The organism is Sphingobacterium sp. NGMCC 1.201703, assembly GCF_047784615.1.
Lineage (GTDB): Bacteria > Bacteroidota > Bacteroidia > Sphingobacteriales > Sphingobacteriaceae > Sphingobacterium.
In genome coordinates, this window is record NZ_JBLOHD010000001.1 from 883155 (window position 1) to 909423 (window position 26269).

Below are 26269 nucleotides of genomic sequence, written 5' to 3' on the forward strand. Positions count from 1 at the left end.
CCATACGTATAATTTTAGGCAAAAGAAAATATCATGAACAATCTAAAACCGTTTGACGGACAACATTGTGAAACCACAGCCACAGGGACATTACTGCGGCAGCTTGGAATTGAACTTTCCGAACCCATGCTTTTTGGACTCGGAGAGGGGCTTAGTTTTATCTATTGGAAGATGAAAACAATGGATTTCCCCTTTCTGGGTGGACGCATTAAGACTGATCTACTAACAAAGAATCTCTGTAACCATCTCAACCTCGAGCTTACTGTAAGGGAAACCAGCTCGAAAGCAAAGGCCTGGAAACAGGTCAAACAGTTGTTGGATGCGGGGCAAATCGTTGGACTCAAACTCGACGCCTACTACCTTGAATATTTCACAAATCCATTCCATTTCGCTGGACACTATGTTGCAATCTATGGTTACGACGACCGAAATGCATTTTTGGTCGATACCAGACAACAGGGTGGGATAGTCAAAACCTCACTCGAAAGTCTGGCTTTAGCAAGAGCGGAGAAGGGGCCAATGGCATCCAATAATTTATACTACACGATACAACGAAGGAGTGAAGATTTTGACTTAAAAAAGTCTGTCATTACCGCTATTGTTAACAATGCAAACGAATACCTGAACCCGCCTATCACAAATATTTCTTACAAGGGAATTGTGAAGGCCAGTGAGGAGCTTATAAAATGGTTCAATAGGAGTAAGGATGTCGCTGCCGAATTTAAAATGGCCGCTAATCTGATAGAAAAAGCCGGCACCGGAGGTGCGTTGTTCCGAAATTTATATCGCGATTTCCTAAAAGAAAGTTATGATCTGCTCCAGACTGAGCAACTTCGCGAAGCATATCAAGCATTTGTGGAAATAGCTTTGTTATGGAAATCCGTTTCAGACTTATTTTATCAAATCGGTGAGACAGCTCGGATTGAGTACATGCAACAGGTTTCGGAGATACTCAAAATCCTAGCTGATAAAGAGAAAAAGGCTATGGAGATATTAAGCACATTAAATGAATGACCAAATAATCATGTATCTTTGTAAAGAAATACTTTTTAACTAAGTTTATACTATGTATAGTAACAAAGAAAATGCCTCACGGTCATTTAGCGAATCTGAGATTGCTTTGTTGAAGGAAGGCCTTAGCCGTACATATAAAGAACGATTTGAAATGGCTACACGTCTTTACAAAATTCAGCAAACGCTTAAAAAGGCCAAAATTCTACATAAACCCTTTCCTCAAAAATAGTCTATGGATATATTTGATGAAGAGATATTAAACTTTTGGAGAAATCTCGAACAATCGAAGGTTGATTATATTATGATTGGAGGTTATGCGACGAATTTGCATGGCTTTCAAAGATTTACAGGAGATTTAGATATCTGGATAAAAGATTCTTTAGATAATAGAAAACGATTAAGAGAGGCATTCAGATTATCCGATCTTGGTGATATACCTCAATTGGAAACAATCCCTTATATTGCTGGATGGACTGACTTCCATTTAAATAATGGTCTTCGCCTGGATATTTTAACGGAAATGAAGGGTTTAGAAGGTTTCTCTTTTGATGAATGTCTTCAACTTGCTTCCATCGCGGAGATTGAGGCAGTGAAAATTCCCTTTTTACATATTAACCAATTGATTGCTAATAAGAAGGCTGTAAATAGACCTAAAGATCAAATTGATGTAGAAGCATTGGAACAAATTATTAAGCTTCGAGAGGACGAAGGATAGCAATTAATCAGAACACGTGGATACCTGTCCCTATAGAATCGAAGTCCAATATTTGAAAATGAGAGTAGCACTTTTTTTTTCTGTGGAATTTATCTTTTATGGTTGTAGCGATTATAAAATTAAGTTTACATCAGAAGAGATGAAAGATCTTAGAGAGTGTTTAGTTAAAATTTAGGATTTGGAAAAGAAAATTGATCGTATGACCAGATATCAGGAGATGTCTCCTTCTTTTATTTCAAGTGATGAAGGGATATCCTTGTCTTAAACAGCAATTGGTGAAGAAGAGATAAATTTTAATGACAGAACTCGGTATCATTCTAATCCCAGAGAGGTAAATAAATTGGAAAAACTTCCAGGATTATCAGCAACAGAAACCTTGGAGTTCAAAAAAATAGTCATCTACATTCGAAAGCGCTATAATATAAATTCTCAATCCTATATTATTTATGATCCTTGTGATTTTTCCGGTATTTATTTATACGAATATATTTATGGAGACTTGTATCTTGAAGATCCAGAACGGGTGGGATATATTGCAATCTTAGATGAAAAAAAAGTCAATAATAAATGGTTTTCAAACCACTTTATTATTGAAGATAAAAAAGAAGGCGGATTCTTGGTACGGAATACACGCTAGCTGTGGATTATGAATAAATCAATCGTACCCCTCCACCACAAGCTTTAGTCTAAGAAACTGAAAGGATAGGTTGCTTCCAATCCAAGTTTTTATCCCACTAAGAACTGATTTTTACGCAAATTGATTAAGTTTGTAACATGGCAAACGCAGTTCGATTAAATAAGACCCAACGACGCAAGATCAACATCTTTGTGCGTTGTGTTGCAATTTCGTTGCTGGCTTGGTTGTTGTTTTCGATTTCCAACCAATATACCGTGTCTGTCAAGGCTGCGATAGAATACGTCAATCTACCCGAAAAACGGGCTTTTCATCCACAACAATCGGATACGGTCAAAGTAAAGCTCGAAATGACGGGCTGGCAGTTCTTGTTTTCGAAAGCTGCGTTGGAAACGCCCAAGGTACAGGTGGACCTTAGCTCGCTGAAAACAAAAGATTGGATCGTGTTTTCCAATCAGCTGGGTTTTATCAACCGCCAGTTTCCGCATGAACAACGTGTGGTGTCGGTGAGCCCGGATACCTTGTTTTTTGATTTTTCAAAACAAACACAGCGAAAGGTTCCTGTAAAACCTTTGTCGAATATCTTGTTTAAAAGGGGCTATGGTGTTATCGCTGATACGAAGGTTACGCCTGCATACGTGACGATAACAGGGCCCTATGAGGATGTTTCGACGATAGAATATTGGGAAACGGATACCGTACGTGGGAAAGAGGTGGAGACTGATGTGCGCACTGTGGCAAATCTTACTCGCAATCAAAAGGGAAATATTAATGTCTATCCCACATCTGTGGAGGTGCTGATGCCGGTAGGAGAGTTGACCGAGAAAGTCATCGAACTGCCCGTAAAAGTTGAAAATGGACAGCGCTATAGCTCCGTGAGGCCCAATCCGAGTAAAGTGGTGATCACTGTGCTGATGTCGGTCAAGGATTATAATAATTATACATCCCGTGATTTCGAAGCGGTGGTGGACCTGGCCGACTGGGAAAAAAATGAGGTGCAATATTTACCGATCTTGTTGACCAAGGTGCCGGATTATTGTAAGATTATCAGCGTTGTGCCTCAGAATGTGGACTTCTTTGTGCGAAAATAGAAAACAAAAATGGGGCTGAAAATTGGAATAACAGGCGGAATAGGTTCCGGAAAAACGTTTATCTGTAGGCTTTTTGAAGCCCTAGGTATACCAGTCTATAATGCAGACGAGGAAGCTAAAAAATTAATGAATACTGATGTACGGATCAAGGAAAAGCTTATTGCGCAGTTTGGTGCCGCAACATACAAAGATGGTCTGCTGGACCGGGCATTCCTGGCCAATATGGTCTTTTCGGATAAGGATAAACTTGGACTCCTGAACAGCATTGTACATCCCATTGTCATCCAGGAAGCTAAAGATTGGGCTGAGCGCCAGACTACACGTTATTCGCTCAAAGAAGCTGCGCTGCTTTTTGAGAGTGGCTCTTACAAAGAGCTGGATTATACCATATTGGTTACTGCACCGATGGATATTCGCATTCAGCGTGTCATCGAGCGCGATGGCGCAACGGAACAACAGGTAAGGGAACGTATCAATAAACAATTGTCTGACGAAGAAAAACTGCAACTTGCGGACTTTGTCATCGTTAATGATGGGATCACTCCACTACTACCGCAGGTGTGGAAATTGCATCAAAAATTTCTAAAATAAATATATGTCTATCATACTGTCTGACTTTCTGGTCAGAAAACCGGAAGGATATTATTGCCGTTATGGCAATTTTTTTATTGATGCGGGTAGCCCCGTAGCACATAATGTGGTATCTCATGCCCATGGTGACCATGCTAGTTCAGGACATGATTATGTCTATTGTACAAACGGAACAGCATTGTTTATGAGCTATCGCTATAAGCAAAACCGGAAGGATTCGTACCAGATCAAATTGTTTAATAGCAGTTTTAAAATAGGTTCGGTCGAAATTACTTTTTTAGCAGCCGGGCATATCTTAGGTTCGGCCCAGATTTTAATGGAATACCAGGGGGTACGCTATTTATATACAGGTGATTATAAATTTCAGGGTGACGAAACCTGTGAAGCCATCGAAGTCCGACAGGCTGATGTACTAATTACTGAGAGTACTTTTGCAAATCCTGAGATTATCCATCCAGATCCCATTCAGGAGATCAAGAAACTGGAGGGACATGCGAGTAATATTCTACTGGGGACTTACGTGCTGGGGAAGGCGCAACGGATCACAGACCTGATCAATAGGTACTGTCCGGAAAGGAGGGTGCTGGTACATAGTGGCATATTGCCATACCATCGCTTATACGATCAACATGGACTTAAAAAAATGACTTACGAACCTTACAACCGTAAGGAAATGAAGCAGGGGGAACAGAACAAGGTTTATCTGGTACCCCCCATGACTTTCAATAGTTATTTTAGGGCGACAAAAGTATTAAGGGCTTTCGCTTCTGGATGGAAACGTTTACAGGCTCAGAATGACATTGAATTGTATATCTCCGATCATGTGGACTGGAACGATATTCTACATTATATTAAGATAGTTGATCCGAAAGAGGTATGGACATTGCATGGTGATGGTACCATACTCAAAAGTTATTTTGGCGATAGGTTAATGGTACGAGATGTGCTTTCCGCATAAAGGAGGGCTGATCCCCTCCTTATTATTTCATATTGATTATCTTGTCGACAACATACACTGTATTGCCACGCCAAGGTAATACACCGTGGTACTCCTTATATTGAAGATCAAAATATTTACCGCTATTGAGTTCAAGCTGACGAAATATAGAATCGTCCTCAATGGAGAATTCGAATTGGTTGCTGGCAATTCCACCGGTTTTAACACTACCAAACCCTTCCTGAATCAGTTTTCCTTCATAGGTCTTAAATATATTGCCCTTTTTGACAGCATAGTTTAAGTAGCCGGATTTCACCCCTTCACCAAATACATAATAGTATTTCCAGTAAGCATAAGATCCAAAGCCTACTAACAAAAATAGGATCAGAAGAAATAAAAATTTCTTAAATCCAGATTTAGTCTTTTTTTGTTGCGGTAAATCTTCCATAATTTTTTGCTCGTTTTTGTTGTATTATTTACTTTTCATTTTATTCTAATATATTTTTGCGCAAAGCTGTCCAAGTTCATCATACACAAGAACTCGGCCAATTATAAAGTTTTGAAAAAGTATCAGCGTAAATGCGAGAATGGTCCACAAGGAGCGCATGATCTGTATCTAAGAGGCGAAAAAGCACCAGCAGGCATACCAGTTGGTGCTAATTAAAAAATTAATTGCCTGAGAACTGGTCTTATGGACTAATTATATTAGTATTTGTTGCTGTATATAGTGATTCTTGCTAATTTTTGTAAATTTGGGTAATGGATTCGCCCCAAACATATCGCAAAATTATCCATCTGGATATGGACGCTTTCTATGCGTCTGTGGAGCAGCGGGATTTTCCGGAGTATAGGGGTAAAGCTATCGCCGTGGGCGGTTCACCGGATGGACGGGGAGTAGTGGCCACGGCCAGCTATGAGGCCCGAAAATTTGGTGTAAAGTCAGCCATGAGTTCCCGAAAAGCGCTACAGCTCTGCCCGGACATCATATTTACCCGACCCCGGTTTGAGGTATATAAGCAGGTTTCCTATCAGATCCGGGAAATCTTTCAGCGCTATACAGATTTAATTGAACCTTTGTCGCTGGATGAGGCTTTCTTGGACGTGACAATGGATAAACAGGGGATCGGTTCAGCCATTGACATCGCCCGAGCCATTAAGGCGGCAATCAAAGAAGAACTTAATCTGACGGTATCGGCAGGAATCTCCGTTAATAAATTTATTGCCAAGATCGCCTCGGATATGGATAAACCCAATGGCCTTACATTTATTGGTCCTTCAAAGATCCTGAAATTTATGGAGTCCTTGCCGGTGGAGAAATTCTTTGGTGTGGGAAAGGTGACGGCGAAAAAAATGCATGAGCTGGGTTTATTTACGGGGATGGATCTCAAAAAGCAACGGGAAGACGATCTGGTACGCTGGTTTGGCAAGACCGGACATTTTTTTTACCGCATTGTCCGCGGAATAGACGACCGGCCGGTTACACCCAATCGAAACAGCAAATCGGTTGGGATAGAGGATACTTTTGAGGCTGATATCGAAACTTTTGAAGAACTCAATGCTATACTGCAAAGATTGAGCATGCAGCTTTGGGGACGAATCGGCAAAAAGGAAATATCAGGTAGGACGCTGACCCTGAAACTAAAGTATGCTGATTTTGTTCAGCTGACGCGAAGTTTAACTTTAGATACCTGTTTCGACTCCGAGGAGAAAATCTATTCAACAGCCCATAGTTTGCTGAGTAAGATCGCCTTAGCAAATAAGGTTCGGCTGCTAGGGGTTTCGATCTCTAATTTTGTCGAGGAGACAGATTTTCCAAAAGAGGGTATCCAACTTGCTCTTTTTGAGAATTATCGCTAAGAGGGGATAGCCATCACATGTATAGGGAGCTGAATAAGCTTGTTACAGGTAAAATCGTGGTTATTTACAACAATTCTTTATCTTAGCTGAAATAATTAATAAACATATCCGAGAATTAATGAATACAGTATCAAGAGTGCTCTTAGGTGCATCTATTGTGTTTTTTGTGCATGATCTGACTTTTGCACAGAAGAAATTGGATTTTGCGCAATCCTGGGGACAGAAGCCGTCTTTGACAGTGCGCACAAATCAATATCCGGGCTGGGCGGATGGAACGGCTTATCTGGAAAATGACGTCAATGATAGCCAGCTCTATCAGGTCAACGTCAAATCGGGGAAAAGAAGCATTTATACCATTCCTGCTAAGGAGGGGACGGTAGTCTATGTAGAGAAGAATGATATTTTTATCAAAAATGGCTCAGGTACGGCAAAAAAATTGACCAATTCACCTGATGTTGCTGAGCAGAATCCGACTTTATCTCCAGATGGTCAATATGTTGCCTTCACACGTAAAAGCAATCTATATAGCGTAGAAGTGGCGACAGGGAAAGAGGCGCAGTATACTAATGATGGTACCGATGTGATCTACAACGGTTGGTCTTCATGGGTTTATTATGAGGAAATCTTGGGACGTCCTACAAATTATAAAGCTTTTTGGTGGTCTCCGGATAGCAAAAAGATTGCTTTTATGCGTTTTGATGATACCAAGGTGCCTATGTTCCCGATATACGCCTCCAAAGGACAACATGGTTATCTGGAGGAAACACGTTATCCGAAAGCGGGCGATCCGAATCCTGAAGTGAAAGTGGGGATTGTTCAACTAAATGGTGGACAGGTGACCTGGGCAGATTTCAATGAAAAAGACGATCAGTATTTCGGACAACCTTACTGGGCTTTCGATAGTAAAAATTTCATGGTACAATGGATGAACAGGGATCAGAATAACCTGAAATTCTACCAGGTGGATCCAAATACCGGTTCGAAAAAAGAGATCTATGATGAACGTCAGTCTTCCTGGATCAATCTGGATCATGATGAGCGCATTACTTACCTTGCTGACAATAAATATTATATTCTAAAGTCGGATAAAACGGGGTGGGCACATTATTACCTTTACAAGTTGGATGGAACATTAGTAAATCCGATTACATCCGGCGATTGGCAGGTGACCGAAATCAAACGGATAGACGAGAAAAATAAGGTGCTTTATTTTACCGCACGTAAGGAAAATTCGGCCCGTTTTGATCTTTACCGTGTAGATTACTCGGGTAAAAATCTGAAACGTCTAACCTTTGGCGATTATTCACATGACGTAAATGTATCGCCTGACGGTAAGTACTTTATCACTCGATATTCTAATGTGAGTACACCGGATCGTTTTGCATTGGTCGACAATCAAGGTAAGGTGGTACGCCAATTGGCGGATAGTAAAGCTGCGGACTTTAGTTCGTACACCTACGGTAAAACGGAGTATCTACATGTTAAATCGGATGATGGTCTATTTGATCTGCCACTGACGATCACTTATCCTACGGATTTTGACAAATCGAAAACTTATCCTGTGGTTTTCACTATCTATGGTGGCCCAGATGCGGGTACTGTGAAGGATACCTGGAAAGGTACCGGCAATCAGTATTGGGCGAATGCAGGTGTTATCCAGATCTCGGCGGATCACAGGGCTTCTGGTCACTTTGGTAAGCAGGGCGTAGCTTATATGCACCGTAATCTGGGACATTGGGAGATTATCGATTATTCTACGATCGTAAAATGGTTGAAATCTCAGTCTTGGGTGGCTAAAAACAAGGTATTGATCACAGGTCATAGCTACGGTGGTTATATGACTTGTTTGGCGATGACTAAAGCTGCCGATGTATTTGACTTTGGTATTGCCGGTGCGCCGGTAACATCCTGGGAACTTTACGATACCCATTATACCGAACGTTGGATGGATACGCCGCAAGATAATCCGGATGGTTATAAAGCTGGATCGGTATTAACTTATGTAAATAATTATAAAGGTGTCCTACGCATTATGCATGGTGATATGGATGATAATGTACATCTGCAGAATACCACGCAACTGGTTGATAAATTAACAGATAGGAGTGTACCTTTTGAACTGATGATCTATCCGGGCAGCCGTCATGGATTTGACCGTTCAAAAAGTAAATATGACTTTAACGAGCGTGCCCGTTTTTACTATCAATATCTATTGGAGAAACCTCTTCCAAAAGAGTTTAAGTAACCTATACAGTAATTCTGCTCAAATCCCTTATCTTTTGTTAAGATAGGGGATTTTTTTATGTTAAAAAACTCAAAAAATATCAATTTTATAGCAATGTAAATTGTTGGAAATTAAAAATAATGGCATCTTTGTAAAAGTTTATTCAAAGAAAAAATGATTCAATTCCTAAAGGAAAGTACTTTTGCCGTAAATGAAGTTTTTAATAGGTCGTTGGAGCTATTGAAAAAGCATTATTTTTCTGTTGCTGGCCTATGTTTTTTGCTATTTATCACCTCTGGTTTATCCAATTTTTTGGCAACAACAATCAGTGATTTCAATGTGGTACTGAGCGGTTTTATGGCCTTCTTTTTTATGGTCATGTATTTTGGACTGAACCTTACTTTGTTTAAATACATCCTCAATCTGATCGATGGCAACCAGGATAAGAAATTGATTCATTGTGTACCGAGCAGTAAGGAACTGGCTTATTTTTTCGGCGCAATGTTAAGTATTATGGTATTATCCATTGCGTTATTGATGATTTTGGGTGCTGTATCGCTTCCGTTTTTATATTTGTTTGAAAATGGCGAAAATCGGGCAGAAATCATGAGTAAGTTTACTGTCTTTGTCGTTTTTGTAGCTGCAATATTGACTTTTATTTTGATTATTCGTGTTGCATTTTACCCCTTCTTTATCATTGATAAACATGCAGGAACCTTTAAGTCACTACGCTTTAGCTTTGCATTGACCAAGGGCAACGTATTCAAATTATTATTAATCTTGGCGGTATTTGCTTTTTTTCAATTACTGCAGATGTATTTTAATTATTTAGAATATTACATAATTTTTATTATTTTGAACCTTGTGAGCTCGTTTCTGGTGGTACCTTTGGCCTGTATCGTTGTTTCGGTAGCTTACCGGGAAATGATGTCGGATTACCACGGTGGAGAGGATCCGAAGATTTTGAATAATATATTTTAATAAAGAGAGAAGGTTTTGAGTAAAAAAGGAATTGCCATTTTAGGGGCAACGGGCAGTGTTGGTACACAGGCCTTGGATGTTATTAGAGCCTTTCCGGATAAGTTTGAAGCTGTTGTTCTGACATGCGGTAGCAATGGTGACTTACTGATCAAACAAGCGTTAGAGTTTAAACCAAAATCGGTCGTTGTGACCGATCCGATCCAATATAAAATAGTTAAAGAAGCCTTGGCGCTTCAGCGCACGACGGTATTATATGGGGAAGAGGGCTTGATTGAAGCGGTGCAGTACGCTGAAATCGATATTGTCTTAAACGCAATTGTGGGCTCCGCAGGCTTAAAACCTACGGTCATGGCTATTCAATCCGGAAAAGATATTGCCCTGGCAAATAAGGAAACCCTGGTGGTTGCCGGTGAACTCATTATGGCCTTGGTCAGGGAATACGGTGTCAACATGTTGCCCGTAGACTCTGAACATTCGGCAATCTTTCAATGTCTGGTCGGAGAGGATCAGAATCCAATCGAGAAAATTTATGTGACGGCTTCTGGAGGGCCTTTTCGTGGAAGAAAAAGGGAGGAACTGCTGCAGGTAACGAAAGCGCAGGCGCTAAAACATCCCAATTGGTCTATGGGTGCCAAAATTACGATAGATTCCGCTTCTTTAATGAACAAAGGACTAGAGGTGATCGAAGCGAAATGGCTCTTTGATCTAGCGATCGATCAGGTGGATGTCATTGTACACCCGCAGTCGATCGTACATTCCCTGGTTCAATTTGAAGATGGATCTATGAAAGCACAAATGGGGCTGCCGGATATGAAGCTGCCTATTCAATATGCGTTGACCTATCCCGCCCGATTTGAAAATAATTTTGAACGGTTCAATTTTATGGATTATCCAACGCTCCATTTTGAAAAGGCAGATATGGAGACTTTTCGCAACCTAGCCTTGGCTTACGAAACGCTTCGGGCCGGTGGAAATAAATCCTGTATATTGAATGCTGCAAATGAAGTGGTGGTGGCTGCTTTTCTTGCGGATAAAGTTGGCTTCCTGGAGATGAGTGATCTCATTGAGCATACACTGGAAAAGGTGGAATTTATCGCCAGTCCGACACTGGAGGACTATCTGGAGACGGATCGGCTGGCAAGGTTAATAACAAAAGAAATAATCAAAGATTAAATATAGAAAGCATACATGGGTGTTTTAATTATGGTCGGACAAGTGATTTTAGGCTTGTCAATTTTAATTGTTCTACATGAGCTAGGACATTTTTTAGCAGCACGTGCATTTGGAATTAAAGTGGAGAAATTCTATTTGTTCTTTGATGCATGGGGAGTGAAATTATTTAAATTCAACTATAAAGGTTGTGAGTATGGTATCGGCTGGTTACCGCTGGGTGGCTATGTGAAAATTGCCGGTATGATCGATGAGTCAATGGACACCGAACAGCTGAAAGGAGAGCCACAACCTTGGGAGTTCCGCTCAAAACCAGCCTGGCAACGTCTGATCGTGATGCTAGGTGGTATTATCGTCAATATCATCGTGGGTATCCTTGTCTTTTGGATGCTGACCTTTAAAATGGGGAATACCGATGTCAAAATGGATCAACTGGTAAACGGTATCGTACCGGGCTCTATTGGTGAATCTATCGGTCTTAAAGCGGGTGATAAAGTGATCGCAATAGATGGGCACCGGGTTGAAAACTACTCGGAGTTGCTTGGTTCTAAAGTCCTGATGGGCGGTGTGGCCCTTACGGTAGAACGGGATGGCGCAACAAAAGAAATCAAAGTACCAGCGGATTTATTGAATACCTTGTCTGATAAAAAAGGAGAAAAATTCATTGAACCCCGCGTGAAAACAACAAGCGTGGCGCAAGTAGCTGCTGGATCCGTAGCCAGCAAAATGGGCTTCGCGAAAGGGGATAGTATCGTGGCAGTAAATGATATTCAGGTACCTTTCTTTGATCAATTCAGAACATTGATTAAAGCAAATGCCAATAAAGCTGTTGTCATCAAAGTAATCCGTGCAGGAACAGAGGTTGCCCTAAAGGGTAATGTACCTGCGGATGCTATGTTAGGGATTGGTATCAATCACGATTATTCCATTAAATCGTTTACAACGAATTATACACTTATGGAGGCTTTCCCAATAGGTGCCAAAAAAGCATTTACGGTAATCACGGATAATGCAAAAGGATTCGGTAAAATATTCAAAGGGGAGGTACGTGCTGATAAAGCCCTATCTGGTCCTATCGGTATTGCCACCTTATTCGGTACTGAAGTGGATTGGATTCGGTTCTGGTCTTTGGTTGGTATGCTTTCAATGGCTCTTGCATTTATGAATTTACTACCTATTCCGGCACTGGATGGCGGTCACGTTGTATTCTTACTGATCGAAATGATCCAAGGGAAGCCGCTGAGTGAAAAATTTCTCGAAAAAGCACAAATGGTCGGATTCTTTATCCTTTTGGGACTGATGGTGTTTATATTTGGTAACGATATTTTTAAGTTGTTCAAATAGCTTATCCAACAAAAAATAGGGGAGTTTTCTTTTGGAAAACTCCTTTTTTATTTCTTAAATTTGACCATGGACGGAAGAAATAGAGCGGATGTAAAGCCCGGAATGTTGGTAAATATCATTCTAAAAAAAGACCAGCGAACAGGGAATCTTACTGAAGGTATTGTAAAGGATTTACTGACATCCTCACCTTATCATTCAAGAGGAATAAAAGTAAGGCTGACTGATGGTCAAGTAGGACGAGTGGCTGAAATTATAGAAGATGACTTTTAATGACGCTTTAGCGTTAAATTAAATCTTTCCTTACTCCTAATTGTTCAGCTATTTTAGCTAATGAACTATAGCTCCCCAATGAAGTTATTGTTATTCAATTTGAATTGAATAAGATCGTTGTGTCGTGATGTGTATTTTGAAATAAGATTTGCATAGGAACATAATTATTGTTAACTTATTTCCATATTTTTTATTTTATTACATATTTATAGAATTTTATTGTAATAATTAGCTGAATGATCTCTTTTTCGAATGGATACCAAAAGTAAATGTAAGATTGTCTACGCAGATGATGCGATGATTCATCATGTGATGATGAAGGCTATGGCCCAATCCCATTCATTGGATTTGGTTTATTGTGCCTCTAATGGGCGAGATCTGATCAATTATTTAATTGAACATCCTAAAACGTTGCCTGAAGTGTGCATATTGGACTTGCACATGCCGATCCTGAACGGTATTGAGACTGCAAAGATTGTCAGGGACAAATTTCCTTCTATTCGTATATTTGGTCTGACCTCAAGTAGTGACGAAAGCGAACGGATCGAAATGTTGGCTGGAGGCGTAGAGCAGATTTTCTCCAAGGAAGATATGTCTGCTTTGTTACAGCAAATTTGCTAAGCTTAAAAACTTGATCCGCCCATAAATGCACGGAGATTAAAGTTGACTTGGAGATTCTCTATGATCGATAGATTGGACATAAGGAGCTCATATACCTTAATGAATATAAAAGCCACCAAAAACATTCACAAAAAAAGCCTAACAATTTGTTAGACTTTTTCATTATTTTCCAGTGCTTCCTTAAATTTTAAAAGCCTGACCCAAGCAGGGCATTTACTCAGATCTTTTTTCCATAAGCCAACATGGATAAAACTGGTGCTGATAAATCTTTCCACATCAAACACTTGCATATCTTGTTGTATTTCCAATGATTTGGGTAAGTCCCTGGACTGAAAATAGTGTTTTAATTCTTCTGGCGTCATACAACAAAAATAGTGTTTTTAATTCATTATCTCCAACCGCCCCCTAAAGAACGGTAGAGATCAACAAATCCATCCAGATGCTGTTGGCGCAGCTCGACCAGATCCAGATCACTATCCAGGGCGTTGCTTTGTGCCGTAATAACTTCCAGATAGGTCGCATAGCCACTTTTAAAGAGTAAGTTGGCATTCTTTACCGCCAGATGGGCGTTATCCACCCGTTTTCTGGCCAGCTCAAGCTGTTCCCGCTGTTTGTCTACCGTTACTACGGCATTGGAGACCTCGGCTACAGCTTCAACCACTTTCTGTTGAAGCTGGATTTCGGCTTTGTCCCGTTCAAGTTTGGCAACTTCATATTGTGTTTTCAATGTTTTGTTCTTGAAAATTGGTGTTGTCAGGTTGCCCGTGATGCCGCCTAATAATGCACCGGGGATGTTAAACCAATTACGGGGAAGCATGGAATTTACACCCAGTACACCACCGATATTGAGGGCGGGGTAGCGCATCGCCTGCTGTATATTGGCGCTGGCGTTGGCGGCCATCAACTGAAACTCGGCGGAGCGGATGTCCGGTCGATTGCGTATGATTTCAATAGGCGAACCGAGCGATATATCCTTACTCTCCGCAAAAAGATGTTCGTACGAAGTGCCTCGTTTAATACTGTCCGGAAGTCTTCCTGTTAGGGTTTGAAGTGCATTCTCTTGAATGACAATCTGTTTTTCCAATTCGGGTACGAGCGAGGCGGCTAATAGGCGCTGGGACTCTGTCTGCTGAATGGCTAGCGCTGTAATTTCACCTGCATTGTATTGCAGCTTAATCATTCTTAATGTGCTATCGTTCAATTGGACATTGCGTTTGGCGACTTCAATTTTCGCATCTAACATCAGCAGATTGAAATAGCCTTTGGCAACAGATGTGATAATATTGGTCTGGATCGCATTTTTGGCTTCCTGAGTATCTAAGTACTCCGCCAGAAGCTGTTCCTGTTTACTGCTAATTTTTTTCCAGATATCGATCTCCCAGCTGAAACTGATGTCAGAGCCAAATTGAGATTGATACACAAACATGTTTTCCGGTGCTTTTGATTCCTTGTGCTCATAGTACTTTGACAATGGACCGCTTCCAAACTCTTTCGATCGCCAGGTACGGTTTCCATTGGCTATGGTCGCACTGACGCTAGGCAGATAATTGGATTTATTTTGTGCCAGGACTCGGTTTGAGATCTGTAGGTTCAGCAGCGCCGTCTTCATTTCAAAATTATTGGCCAGTGCGGAATCAATCAGTACCTTTAGCGTGGGATCATGAAAGAACGATTTCCAGTGAATCAATCCCATACTGGAGGTGTCTCCAAAATAATCTAAGGAGTCACCCCGGAAAGTCGTGGGAAGTTTTAGTTTGGGCTGAACATAATCTTTGCCGATTTTACAGGCATTCATCAAAACCAGTAGCCCCATAGCCACACTTAGTGCTGAAATGTATTTTTTTATGTTCTTCATTCTTCTTCTTTAGCGATTTTATCCTGTAATTTTTCGTCCAGCCCTTTGAAGACAACAAAGAGTACCGGAATAATAAAGATACCAAAGGCAACGCCCAGCAGCATGCCGCCTGCAGCGCTGAAGCTGATGGAATGGTTGCCAATGGCTGAGGGACCAACTGTCCACATCAGTGGAACAAGGCCCGCAACAAAAGCGAGACTTGTCATCAGGATTGGTCTTAACCTGAGCTTTGAACCGCTGATGGCTGCTTCAACAATGGATTTTCCATTCTTGCGTTCCTGTACAGCGAACTCAACGATAAGGATCGCGTTTTTAGCAAGGAGACCGATCAGCATAATCAATCCCACCTGGACATAAATATTGTTCTGTAAACCAACAAGATTGATCACCGAAAAAACACCGATCAGACCCACAGGAATAGATAATAGAACAGCCCAGGGTAGGATGTAACTTTCGTATTGTGCAGCGAGTAAAAAGTATACAAACAGGATACTCAATACAAAGATCAGAATGGTCTGTGATCCGGACTGGCTCTCTTCATAACTCATGCCCGTCCATTCAAAGCCATAGTTTCCGGGGAGCTTTTCATCCGCTAGTTTTTGGATGGCCTGCATAGCATCATCGGTACTATAACCTTCTGCTGGTGTAATATTGACTGAAATGGCATTGTATAAGTTGTAACGGGTAATGGTTTCCGGTCCGACAGTTTTTTCCAGTGTCAAAATAGTATTGATGGGCACCATCTCACCTTTGTTGTTCCGCACAAAAATCGAATTGAAAGATTCAGGATCTTTACGAAAATCGAAATCGGATTGTACGTACACGCGGTATTGGCGGCCAAAACGATTAAAGTCGCTGGCTTGGACCCGCGCAAAATAGGAGCGTATTGTTGACATCAAGTCTTTGATCTCAACACCGAGTGATTTTGCCTTGACGGCATCAATGTTCACTTCGTATTGGGGAAAATTGGATTTAAAACTTGTATAGGCGCTGCGGATTTCCGGACGGGTATTCAGCTGGCTGATGAAAGTATCAGCAATGGTATTAAAGTCCCGCACGTCGCCACCCATGCGATCTTGGAGGACCATCTCAATACCGGCAAAATCACCAAATCCCTGTACCGTAGGTCTTGGAAATACCGTAAATGTGGCCTCATTTATCTGAGCGAGATCATTCCGGATCGTATCCATAAAAGCATTGATATTTTTGATGTGCTTACGCTTGGCATGGGGTTTAAGTGTGATATAGCCTGCTGCAAAGGCAGGGCTTGAACTCCCATCCAATGCATTGAAACCGGAAACCGTGGTCATGCCCTCGATATCTTTTCTTTTTTTTAATAGACTGTCGGTGCTACGGAGTACCTCTGTCGTGCGGCTTAATGAGGCCCCTGGAGGAAGTGCAATGTTATAGGTGATAAAACCGTCATCCTCTGTAGGGATAAAGCTCTTCGGTGTTTTGATCATTAAAATGACGCCGATAGCAGTAATCAGTACCAAGCTTATCCAGGCAATCTTTTTATGATTGATCAATAGTTGGACTACCCTGACATATCGCGCAGTGAGGCGGTCAAAGGAAGTATTGAAGGCTTTAAAGAAACGATCCTTAAATTGCAATATTCTCGATTTGTTTTCTTCTTCTTTTTGATGCTTGGGAGCTTTTAGCAATAACGCACATAACGCAGGACTCAATGTCAACGCGTTCAGTGCTGAAATTAATATTGCTGTTGCCAGGGTGTACGCAAATTGCCGGTAAAAGATCCCGGCTGGACCTTCCATAAAACCTACGGGTAAAAATACCGCGGCCATGACCATGGTAATGGAAAGTATGGCACCGGTAATTTCCGACATAGTGGACAATGTTGCTGCTTTGGGTTTTAACCCCGTACTGTGCATCTTCTCATGAATGGCCTCCACAACAACAATAGCGTCATCGACAACGATACCAATGGCCAATACCAGGGCAAACATAGTCAATACATTGAGCGAGAATCCAAAGAGCTGCAGAAAAAAGAAAGTTCCTATCAAAGAAACGGGGATAGCAATCGCTGGAATCAGCGTCGACCTAAAGTCCTGTAGGAAGATAAAAACAATGATAAAGACTAAAATAAACGCTTCGAAAAGAGTGTGTTCAACCTGATTAATAGATTCATCAATTTGATCACGAACAGAATAGGTAACTTCATAATGCAATCCTTTTGGGAATGTCTTGGCCTGTTCTTCGAGTACTTTTCGGACAGCGATATCAATATCGTGGGCATTGGAACCGCTGGTTTGAGTCAGATTAAGCGTCAGTCCGGGATGACCATTGACCTTATTGTCGCTACTGAGATTTGTAGCACCAAATTCTACACGGGCAACATCTTTGAGGTAGAGCACCGAACCATCATTGTTTGTCTTGATGACGATACTCTGAAATTCTTCGGGTGTAGTAAAACGTCCTTTGTGCCGAATAACTGTTTCAAATGCTTCGTCAGACGTTTCTCCAAATTTACCCGGTGCGATCTCAAAGTTTTGATCTTTGATGGCAGTCATGATATCCTGGGGAACCAGATTATAAAGGGCCAGCTTTTCAGGATTCAGCCAGAGCCGCATGGCATAATCCCTCGCTCCGAGCCGGGATACCTGAGCGACACCGTCTACGCGTAAGAGGGGACGCATCAGATTGATCTGGGCGTATGCCTGTAAAAAGGTTTCATCATAAGCCTTATCTTGATGATCTGAATATAGATTGATGGTCATAATCACCCCTGTTTGGCGAGGCATAACGGTAATCCCAGCTTCGTTTACCTCAGCAGGAATCGAACTGATCGCTTTGGAAATACGGGTCTGCACATTGACCGAAGCAATGTCCGGATTTGTTCCCGTTTTGAAATAGACAGATACACTGCCCGAGCCGGAGTTGGAAGCAGATGATTTGATATAGGTCATATCTTCGACACCATTGATGGCTTCCTCAATAGGTAATAAAACGCTTTTTGCTACCGTCTCTGCATTTGCTCCAGGGTAACTCAGGGATACGAGAACACTTGGCGGTGCTATTTCCGGAAATCGGGATACAGGGAGCAGCTTTAATCCCACCAAGCCCAATATGACTAAAATAATAGAAATGACCGTGGCTAGAACGGGCCTATTTATAAAGGTTTTTAACATATAATAGAATTTTAGACATGGCTCCGACGGAGCTAAAAAAGCCCCAAAGCAATGTCAAAATGTGCGATAATTATTTCTGTGGAATAGGGGTTACAGCTGAACCGTCAGTTAGCTTGTCAAATCCGCTGGTAATGATACGATCATTTTCTTTGAGACCTGAGTTTACAATATAATTGCCTTTGCTTTTGCCTGAAAGCTGGATATTGCGGCGTTGTGCTTTATTGTTTTGATCCAATATATAGACAAAGGTTTTGTCCTGCAATTCATTGATGGCAATCTGTGGAATCTGTAGTACATCTTTTTTTACTTCAGCAATTTTCAGTGTACCGCTACTCCCAGAACGTAAGATATTGTCTTGGTTTTGGAACGTTGCTCGTAGTGAAATTGCCCCCGTGGTCCGGTTGATCTGCCCATTGACAGCGTCCACAATACCTTTCTTTGCATATTCTTCGCCATCAGCGAGAACCAGTGTGACCTGAGGAAATACCAGTTTTTGATTTTGGTTGTACTTTTTACCTTCAATACTGTCTTTTTTTGCTTGTGCTTTTGAGAAGTAGAGAAAATCAGATTCATTCATTGAGAAATAAACATAGACTTCCTGTATATCGGAAAGATAGGTGAGAGGCTCTTTGTCACCTTTGGAAACTAAATTTCCGATGCGTTTGGGAATACGCCCGATATAACCGCTTACCGGTGCTGTGATGATCGTAAAATCTTTACTGATCTGCGCAGAACGTACGGCGGCAATGGCCTGATCCAGAGTTGCCTTTGCTACCTGATAGTCGGATTTGGCTGAAGCCAGTTTTACATCGGAAATGACGTCATTTTGAACCAAAGGTTTCAAACGGTCTACTTCCAATTGTGCATTTTTAAGTTTTGCCCGCGCAACCTGTTCGGTGGCGACCATGTTGTTTAAATTTTCCTGATAGGTAGAAGGATCGACTTTGAATAACTTCTGTCCTTTTTGTACAAAGGAACCTTCATCAACATAGATTTCTTGCAGTAGACCCTCAACCTGGGGGCGTACTTCCACATTGACTTTCCCTTCGATGGTACCCAGGTAGTCCTTGATTGTAGTGGCATCGGATTTTACAACCGTGTAAACGGGCAGGGCTACTGGTTTTTCATTGGTATTATTTTCTTTGGAAGAACTTGAAGAACAACTTACCTGGGTGGCTAAGACTGAACAAATCAATAAGGATACGCTGAAAATAGATAATGTTTTTTTCTTCACAATGCTTGATTAAATTTTTGATGTATGTGCTTGTAATAATACTATTACAAGTTAAAACGCCAAATCGTTTAATTATTGTACAAATTAACATTTGTTAACGTTTCAATTTATAGTTAATAATGGTTCAGCTAATAATCAAGTATGCCGTGTATTGGTTTTAAGTGACTGGTTTTCAGTTTGTATAAAATCAATCGATACAATCAATGTCTGAGACGAAACATAAAGCTGAAAAGGGTGTTTTCGATGATTTGACTGGAGCAAAATAAGGGGGAAAGATTTAAAAATCATTGCTAATTGGGGTGAAAGAGGATAAGGGCATTTTATTAAATTCAATAAACAGGAGTAGGTAAAATTCAATGAGGGTGGAAGAAATAGGCTTGATAAATATAAATAGACATGCCCCAAAAGTGTTTAAGTCTTGGGGCATGTCTAATATCGCAGCCGTTACTGTAGCTTATTTTTAGCTTTGTAGGGCAATTCTTAAAATTTAAGATGCTTTACGGTCAGGCCATTATTAATAAGTTGTTTCAGTGCATCAATGCCAATACTGATATGCGCTTCTACATATTTCGCCGTAACGGTGACATCACTTACAGATGTTTTTACGCCTTCAGGGACCATAGGTTGGTCGGAAACCAACAGTAGGGCTCCCGTTGGAATCTTGTTGGCAAAACCGACACTGAATATGGTCGCTGTCTCCATATCAACACACATGGCCCGGATTGACTTCAGATACTTTTTGAATGCTTTATCATGTTCCCAAACCCTTCTATTGGTCGTGTAGACTGTCCCTGTCCAATAATCCCGTTGATGGTCGCGTATTGTTGTGGATATAGCCTTCTGCATCGCAAATGCCGGTAGCGAAGGTACTTCCGGTGGAAAGTAATCATTTGATGTTCCTTCGCCACGGATAGCTGCAATCGGGAGGATCAGTTCCCCAATAGGAATCTTTTTCTTAATCCCGCCAGTTTTGCCCAAAAAAAGGACTGCTTTTGGGCTGATTGCAGATAGGAGATCCATCACTGTCGCAGCCATTGGACTGCCCATACCAAAGTTGATAATGGTGATACCGCCGGCAGTCACAGATTGCATTGGTTTATCTTCGCCGTAGATAGGAGCATTGTCATGCATTTCTGAAAATAGGTGAATATATTTTGAGAAATTTGTCAATAAGATATATTCCTCAAACTCTTCCAATGGTCTTCCGGTATAACGTGGAAGCCAGTTGTTCACGATTTCTTCTTTGGTTTTTAAACCTGGTGTTATCGGGCTATTTACTGTATTTTTTGTACTTTTCTTTGTCATAGTCATTTAATTTTAATTTCACGAATCTCTTATCTGTCTGTCAACATTCCATTATGGCTATGTTATTATTGTAATATAAGATTTTTAATTCTTTTTTTATTATGCTTTAAGCGCTTTTATCCGTTAAATTCTTTCCAAAATGTGCTGTTGGATAGTAACCGTCAGGCGACCTAGCGGCAAGGCGGAACAGTCCGAACATAAGGGGTAAAAAAAAATCCCGTTCAGCGAACGGGATTTTTTTAAGCGACTTTGAGCTTTTTCAGATCGGATTTTTCGAATTTTTTCTTCGCATAGTCCAAGGTGATTTCCAAGCTTTTTTGTCCCGTTTGCTCTTTCGTAGACGGCATTTCAAACATGGCGTCCAGCATGATCGCCTCGCATATACTACGTAAGCCCCTTGCTCCAAGTTTAAATTCGTCAGCTTTATCTACAATAAATGTGTATACTTCGGGATCAAATTTCAATTCGACGCCCTCATACTCAAATAATTTTTTGTATTGTTTGACCAACGCATTTTTTGGTTCTGTCAAAATACTTAACAATGTTTCCTTATCCAGTGGATTTAAATAGGTCAGGACTGGAAGACGGCCAATTAACTCTGGAATCAATCCAAAGTTTTTAAGATCCTGAGGTGTGATATACTTGTATAGATTGTTCAAGTCGATTTCCTCTTCGTCTTCATTCATCTTATAACCTACGGTTTGTGTGCGCAGACGGTTTGCAATTTTCTTTTGGATTCCGTCGAATGCACCACCACAGATAAATAGAATGTTGCTGGTATTAACAGCGATCATTTTCTGATCCGGATGCTTACGGCCACCTTGAGGTGGCACGTTGACCACCGTACCTTCTAAAATCTTTAATAACGCCTGTTGAACACCTTCACCTGAGACATCTCGTGTGATAGAAGGATTGTCGCTTTTGCGCGCGATCTTATCAATTTCATCAATATAGATGATACCGCGTTCTGCTGAAGCAACATCATAATCTGCTGCTTGAAGCAGGCGTGTTAAAATACTCTCCACGTCTTCTCCCACATATCCGGCCTCGGTCAGTACCGTAGCATCAACGATACAAAAAGGAACGTTCAATATTTTGGCAACAGTTTTTGCTAACAATGTTTTACCGGTACCCGTCTCACCAACGATAATCAAATTGGATTTTTCGATTTCAATTTCATCTTTATCCACTTTTTGATTCAAACGTTTATAGTGATTATAAACGGCTACTGAGATTACTTTCTTCGCATCATCCTGTCCAATTACATACTGATCCAAGTGTGTTTTGATCTCTTGGGGACGTATTAATTTTAATGCGGTCTGTAATGTCTTGCTTTTCCGTTGTTTTAATTCTTCTGCCAAGATTTCTCCTGCCTGTTGGATACATCTGTCACAGATGTGCGCTCCATTCCCAGCAATGAGCATCTGAGCTTCATTTTTGCTTATTCCACAAAACGAACAATGAATGTCTCTATCGTTATTCTTCGCCATCGTTATTTAATAATCTCCTTCTTAGGAAGTAAAATCTCGTCAATCATACCGAATTCTTTGGCCTCATTGGCACGCATCCAGTAGTCACGGTCAGAAGATTTTTCTACCCACTCATAGGTCTGTCCGGAGTGTTCTGAAATAATGGTATATAATTCTTCTTTTAATTTCATCATTTCACGTAAGTTGATCTCCATGTCTGCTGCAACGCCTTGCGCGCCGCCAGATGGTTGGTGAATCATTACCCGTGAGTGACGCAAAGCAGCACGTTTTCCTTTTGCTCCAGCAACAAGTAGGACAGCGCCCATAGAAGCTGCAATTCCGGTACAGATTGTTGCTACGTCCGGGGTGATATACTGCATGGTATCATAAATACCTAAGCCGGCATAAACACTTCCGCCTGGTGAATTGATGTAAATCTGAATATCACGCTGAGCATCAGTAGACTGTAAAAACAACAATTGTGCCTGAATAATATTCGCGACCTGATCATCGATACCACTTCCTAGGAATATAATACGATCCATCATCAAACGTGAAAATACATCCATCTGTGCAACGTTCAATTGGCGCTCTTCGACGATGTATGGCGTAAGATTGGTCGGAATACTGGTCTCTGTACGAGCAATGAAACTGTCAACATGCTGACTTCCGATGCGGTGATGCTTTACGGCATATTTTCTGAATTCGTTTTTATCTATATTCATCTTTTTGTTTTTTTTCTATTATGTAGGACTAATATAAAACTATATTTTAAAAATCAGATAAAGTGAAAAGATGTTTTACATCTACTTTACATTTTTTCGATATCGTCGCTTTCAGCAAAAAAAGCGTTTTATAATAGGGCCTTTACGCTATCCATTTCACTTAGAAGCCCTTAGCCGATTTCGTTATAATTGGGAAGGTCTTCGATAAATTGATACGATTCGTTCTCAAAGTCAATTTTGCAATAATAATGATTTATGCCGTTGCTCACGAGCAAGTATGGAATCCGATGCACCGTGTTATAATTTGCAATCTGTTCGAATACTTTTTGTGTGATCTTGATATGGGGGGCTTTGAATTCGGCCAAAACAACTTTATTCCCCACACTATTATAAATCAGTAAATCACTCCGTCGCTGGAGACTGTTTAGTTTCATTCCACCCTCAATATTCATCAGCGACTTTGGATAATTCTTGACCAATGCCAGATAATTTATCCAATGTTGTCTGACCCATTCCTCCGGAGTCAATACCAGTTCTTTCTTTCGCAACTCATCAAAAATATAAACCGCATTATTCTTTTTGGATATCTTCGCTTTGAAGGGTGGCAAATTGAGTGGTGTCGGTGAAAACATACACAAATATACTAAAAATTTAGCAAAAAAAGGGAGATTCAGACGATTCTCCCCGTTGTTTTTTACTTTTTGAATGGCTTCTTTTAATCAGTCGGTTAGATCTTTTTATTGAAATAGGCCGGATAATAAGTCGGATTCTCCGCACTGGACTGCTAGGGATTTAACAGTAAAATCGTAATTTCGCCTATATGAATATAAACCCGATCTTATCCGATATTAAGAACAGATCTTTTAAGCCTGTGTATTTACTGCAGGGGGAGGAAAGCTATTTTATTGATACCATTGCGGAGGCTCTGGAATCCACAGTGCTTAATGATGCACAGAAAGGCTTTGATCAATCTATTTTTTATGGAAAGGATATCGATATCGCTAACATTGTCAATGCAGCCAAACGCTATCCAATGATGAGTGATTATCAGGTGATTATTGTCAAGGAAGCGCAGGAACTAAAGTGGAAATCGGACACGGAGGAGCTATTGACCAAATACCTTGAACATCTGACACCGACAAGCATTTTGGTTTTTTGCTATAAACACGGGAAATTCGATAAGCGGAAGAAGATTTATAAGGTATTTGAAAAAGCCGGACTGGTAATCGATGCGGCTAAATTATATGATGATAAAGTTGCCCCTTGGATAGGAGGGTATTTAAAAGATGCAGGCTGGCGTATCCATCCGCAGGCGGCAGCGCTGATCGCGGATTATCTTGGGAATGATCTGGCGAAAGTATCCAATGAGCTGGATAAATTGATGCTCAATGTGCCCAAAAGCCAGGAGATCAGTATGGATGATGTCGAACGTAACATCGGTATTTCAAAAGATTTCAATGTATTTGAGCTCAACACAGCTTTGGCCAAACGTAATGCTTTGAAAGCCTATCAGATCGTGGATTATTTTGTGGCGAATCCAAAGAATAATCCGCTGGTGATGGTCGTCGGACAGGTAGCAACCTATTTCACCAAAATACTAAAATACCATTACCTTATTGATAAATCCGTTGCTGCAAAAGAATTGGGAGTGCATCCGTTTTTCCTAAAAGAGTATGAACTGGCGGCCCGAAATTACAACCGTCGGAAAACCTTTGATGTTTTGAATGTCCTTAAGGAGACGGATCTAAAGTCAAAGGGAGTCAATGTACCAAGTAATTTCAATAGTGAAGAGATCCTTAAGGAGATGGTCTATAGGATTTTAAATTAAATGTTAGAAAGTCACTAAAGACTATGGTGTGTACAAAAAGTTCACTATTCTTTGTGGAATTTTTGCCTGCAAACCACGTTTATTCATTAGTGCGACATAGGTGCGGTAATCTTTTTCGGCTTTTTTGTAAGAAGATTGCCCTTTTTTGAAAAATACATCACCACGGTTTAAATAGGCAACCTCACGCTCGGGAAAACGCTCAATTATTTTATCTAAAAAAACTTGTGCTGCATCAAGCTGATTTGCCTGCTCCAGAAAATAACCGATCTCATTGGCCGCAAGGACATTTTTACCATAAATAGGGTTTGCATTGTCAGGCTGTCCTTCGTCCAGACCCGCTTCCATGAAATACTTAGCGTCGTCTTTGCTAAAAACTTTAGATAGCAAGAATAGGCTGTTGTCAGGTATTTCTTTTAATGAGCGAAGCAGTCTGCCGTAGTCCCCAGGCTTGTAGCTCAGACTGATCTCCTGACTGCTGATCACCGTGGAATCGTAGGGTAGTGACTCTGCATCGTAGTCGTCCAGGTACACCTCGGTGTTTTTAGAATAAGTTCTGTACTCGCTGTGATTTTCACCTTCATCACCTGAGCCAGACCGATGTATTTCTACCAATTGCCAGCGTTTTAAAGCCGGTCGATAGACAAAATAATAACCCTCACTTTGACCAAAATCGTTCGGTCCCCAGGAAATTGATATGTTCACCGTATCGCTACTGGCACTTACACTATAATCACGCATATTATTGCATGACGCACAATAGAAAGCGTTATCATTATGAAAAGACAGCTGATAGTCATTCCCTTTTCGCGCATAAAAGGCCAATCCGACTTTAGTGTAACCTGGGCCGTCAAAGCTCTTATAAAATTCATGCTTGAAATTAAGTGTATCCGCTTTTTCGTAAACAACAAACACTCCAGCAGGCGTTTTACTCGTGTTTATTTGGCGTAACTGTACTGTATCTGTATTAAAATGTTTTGTGAAATTGTCTGCTGAAAGAATATCTAGTATTTGTATGTGTCTGGGTTGAGCTGCCGAAAGCAACGAAAGGCCCATAAATAGGATAAAGAAATAAGTTTTCAATGGCAATACTTTTAAAGTTTAATATTGACTCAACTGTATACAATTGTTGTTCCAATCTTTTGATAAGCTGAATCGGCACATCGAATAAAAGCTATTATAATCTACATCAGTCAAAAAAGATTAAAAAATATTTTGTAGTTAAATAACTACATGTATATTTGTAGTCAAGTAGCTA

The 26269-nt window shown here is 40.7% G+C and carries 24 protein-coding genes; 14 read left to right on the forward strand and 10 right to left on the reverse strand.

What is annotated here, in order from left to right; translation table 11 throughout:
• Positions 1-33 precede the first annotated feature (33 nt).
• The 6 genes from ACK8HY_RS03655 to ACK8HY_RS03680 all read left to right on the forward strand — a co-directional run bounded on the left by ACK8HY_RS03655 (position 34) and on the right by ACK8HY_RS03680 (position 5003).
• Positions 34-1014, forward strand: a complete 981-nt coding sequence (locus tag ACK8HY_RS03655; RefSeq protein ID WP_416132803.1) for a BtrH N-terminal domain-containing protein — start codon at positions 34-36, stop codon at positions 1012-1014.
• Between the two features lie 232 nt (positions 1015-1246).
• The gene (locus tag ACK8HY_RS03660) at positions 1247-1729 is read left to right on the forward strand and encodes a hypothetical protein (protein ID WP_416132804.1); all 483 of its coding nucleotides are present in this window, start codon (positions 1247-1249) and stop codon (positions 1727-1729) included.
• A 340-nt stretch (positions 1730-2069) separates the two neighbouring features.
• Positions 2070-2366 carry a hypothetical protein gene (locus tag ACK8HY_RS03665; RefSeq protein ID WP_416132805.1) on the forward strand — a complete coding sequence of 99 codons (297 nt, stop codon included), beginning with the start codon at positions 2070-2072 and terminating at the stop codon, positions 2364-2366.
• Positions 2367-2503: 137 nt separating this feature from the next.
• On the forward strand, positions 2504-3454 hold the full coding sequence (locus ACK8HY_RS03670) for a hypothetical protein (RefSeq protein ID WP_120258309.1): 951 nt from the start codon (positions 2504-2506) through the stop codon (positions 3452-3454).
• 9 nt (positions 3455-3463) lie between these two features.
• Entirely contained in the window at positions 3464-4045 is a 582-nt protein-coding gene (gene coaE / locus ACK8HY_RS03675; RefSeq protein WP_416132806.1) for a dephospho-CoA kinase, read from the forward strand.
• Between the two features lie 4 nt (positions 4046-4049).
• Positions 4050-5003: an exonuclease gene (locus tag ACK8HY_RS03680; RefSeq protein WP_416132807.1), complete on the forward strand. Its 954-nt coding sequence runs from the start codon at positions 4050-4052 to the stop codon at positions 5001-5003.
• 22 nt (positions 5004-5025) lie between these two features.
• Here the strand turns inward: ACK8HY_RS03680 and ACK8HY_RS03685 are convergent, their stop codons facing one another.
• Entirely contained in the window at positions 5026-5430 is a 405-nt protein-coding gene (locus ACK8HY_RS03685; RefSeq protein WP_077435220.1) for a hypothetical protein, read from the reverse strand.
• Between the two features lie 311 nt (positions 5431-5741).
• Here ACK8HY_RS03685 and dinB point away from each other — a divergent pair, with 311 nt between their 5' ends.
• From dinB to ACK8HY_RS03720, 7 genes are all read left to right on the forward strand, one after another.
• Positions 5742-6839 carry a DNA polymerase IV gene (dinB, locus tag ACK8HY_RS03690; RefSeq protein WP_416132808.1) on the forward strand — a complete coding sequence of 366 codons (1098 nt, stop codon included), beginning with the start codon at positions 5742-5744 and terminating at the stop codon, positions 6837-6839.
• A gap of 118 nt (positions 6840-6957) precedes the next feature.
• Positions 6958-9084 carry a DPP IV N-terminal domain-containing protein gene (locus ACK8HY_RS03695; protein ID WP_416132809.1) on the forward strand — a complete coding sequence of 709 codons (2127 nt, stop codon included), beginning with the start codon at positions 6958-6960 and terminating at the stop codon, positions 9082-9084.
• Positions 9085-9237: 153 nt separating this feature from the next.
• Positions 9238-10044 (forward strand): beta-carotene 15,15'-monooxygenase, encoded by an 807-nt coding sequence (locus tag ACK8HY_RS03700; RefSeq protein WP_077435212.1) that lies wholly within the window; start codon positions 9238-9240, stop codon positions 10042-10044.
• A 15-nt stretch (positions 10045-10059) separates the two neighbouring features.
• On the forward strand, positions 10060-11217 hold the full coding sequence (locus ACK8HY_RS03705; RefSeq protein ID WP_077435210.1) for a 1-deoxy-D-xylulose-5-phosphate reductoisomerase: 1158 nt from the start codon (positions 10060-10062) through the stop codon (positions 11215-11217).
• 15 nt (positions 11218-11232) lie between these two features.
• Positions 11233-12558 (forward strand): RIP metalloprotease RseP, encoded by a 1326-nt coding sequence (gene rseP, locus ACK8HY_RS03710; protein ID WP_077435208.1) that lies wholly within the window; start codon positions 11233-11235, stop codon positions 12556-12558.
• A 66-nt stretch (positions 12559-12624) separates the two neighbouring features.
• Entirely contained in the window at positions 12625-12828 is a 204-nt protein-coding gene (locus ACK8HY_RS03715) for a YwbE family protein (RefSeq protein ID WP_077435206.1), read from the forward strand.
• A gap of 252 nt (positions 12829-13080) precedes the next feature.
• Complete coding sequence (locus ACK8HY_RS03720; RefSeq protein ID WP_077435204.1) at positions 13081-13449, forward strand: response regulator; 369 nt, start codon at positions 13081-13083, stop codon at positions 13447-13449.
• Positions 13450-13598: 149 nt separating this feature from the next.
• On the opposite strand, the gene ACK8HY_RS03725 is transcribed toward ACK8HY_RS03720, so the two are convergent.
• The 8 genes from ACK8HY_RS03725 to ACK8HY_RS03760 all read right to left on the reverse strand — a co-directional run bounded on the left by ACK8HY_RS03725 (position 13599) and on the right by ACK8HY_RS03760 (position 23818).
• A complete protein-coding gene (locus tag ACK8HY_RS03725) occupies positions 13599-13811 on the reverse strand; it encodes a DUF6965 family protein (RefSeq protein ID WP_077435202.1) in 213 nt (70 codons plus the stop codon).
• A 26-nt stretch (positions 13812-13837) separates the two neighbouring features.
• Positions 13838-15304 (reverse strand): efflux transporter outer membrane subunit, encoded by a 1467-nt coding sequence (locus ACK8HY_RS03730; protein ID WP_077435200.1) that lies wholly within the window; start codon positions 15302-15304, stop codon positions 13838-13840.
• The gene (locus ACK8HY_RS03735) at positions 15301-18453 is read right to left on the reverse strand and encodes an efflux RND transporter permease subunit (RefSeq protein WP_416132810.1); all 3153 of its coding nucleotides are present in this window, start codon (positions 18451-18453) and stop codon (positions 15301-15303) included. The genes ACK8HY_RS03730 and ACK8HY_RS03735 overlap by 4 nt, the downstream gene beginning before the upstream one ends.
• Positions 18454-18523: 70 nt before the next feature.
• Positions 18524-19687 (reverse strand): efflux RND transporter periplasmic adaptor subunit, encoded by a 1164-nt coding sequence (locus ACK8HY_RS03740; RefSeq protein ID WP_416132811.1) that lies wholly within the window; start codon positions 19685-19687, stop codon positions 18524-18526.
• Positions 19688-20167: 480 nt separating this feature from the next.
• Positions 20168-20992 (reverse strand): AMP nucleosidase, encoded by an 825-nt coding sequence (locus ACK8HY_RS03745; protein WP_416132812.1) that lies wholly within the window; start codon positions 20990-20992, stop codon positions 20168-20170.
• 239 nt (positions 20993-21231) lie between these two features.
• Positions 21232-22482, reverse strand: coding sequence for an ATP-dependent Clp protease ATP-binding subunit ClpX (gene clpX / locus ACK8HY_RS03750; RefSeq protein ID WP_077435192.1), 1251 nt, complete (start codon positions 22480-22482; stop codon positions 21232-21234).
• Between the two features lie 2 nt (positions 22483-22484).
• Positions 22485-23186: an ATP-dependent Clp endopeptidase proteolytic subunit ClpP gene (gene clpP / locus ACK8HY_RS03755; protein ID WP_077435190.1), complete on the reverse strand. Its 702-nt coding sequence runs from the start codon at positions 23184-23186 to the stop codon at positions 22485-22487.
• Positions 23187-23356: 170 nt separating this feature from the next.
• Complete coding sequence (locus ACK8HY_RS03760) at positions 23357-23818, reverse strand: type I restriction enzyme HsdR N-terminal domain-containing protein (RefSeq protein ID WP_416132813.1); 462 nt, start codon at positions 23816-23818, stop codon at positions 23357-23359.
• 188 nt (positions 23819-24006) lie between these two features.
• Here ACK8HY_RS03760 and holA point away from each other — a divergent pair, with 188 nt between their 5' ends.
• Complete coding sequence (gene holA, locus ACK8HY_RS03765; protein ID WP_077435186.1) at positions 24007-25014, forward strand: DNA polymerase III subunit delta; 1008 nt, start codon at positions 24007-24009, stop codon at positions 25012-25014.
• Positions 25015-25035: 21 nt separating this feature from the next.
• Here the strand turns inward: holA and ACK8HY_RS03770 are convergent, their stop codons facing one another.
• A complete protein-coding gene (locus ACK8HY_RS03770; RefSeq protein WP_139351079.1) occupies positions 25036-26094 on the reverse strand; it encodes a tetratricopeptide repeat protein in 1059 nt (352 codons plus the stop codon).
• Between the last annotated feature and the right edge of the window lie 175 nt (positions 26095-26269).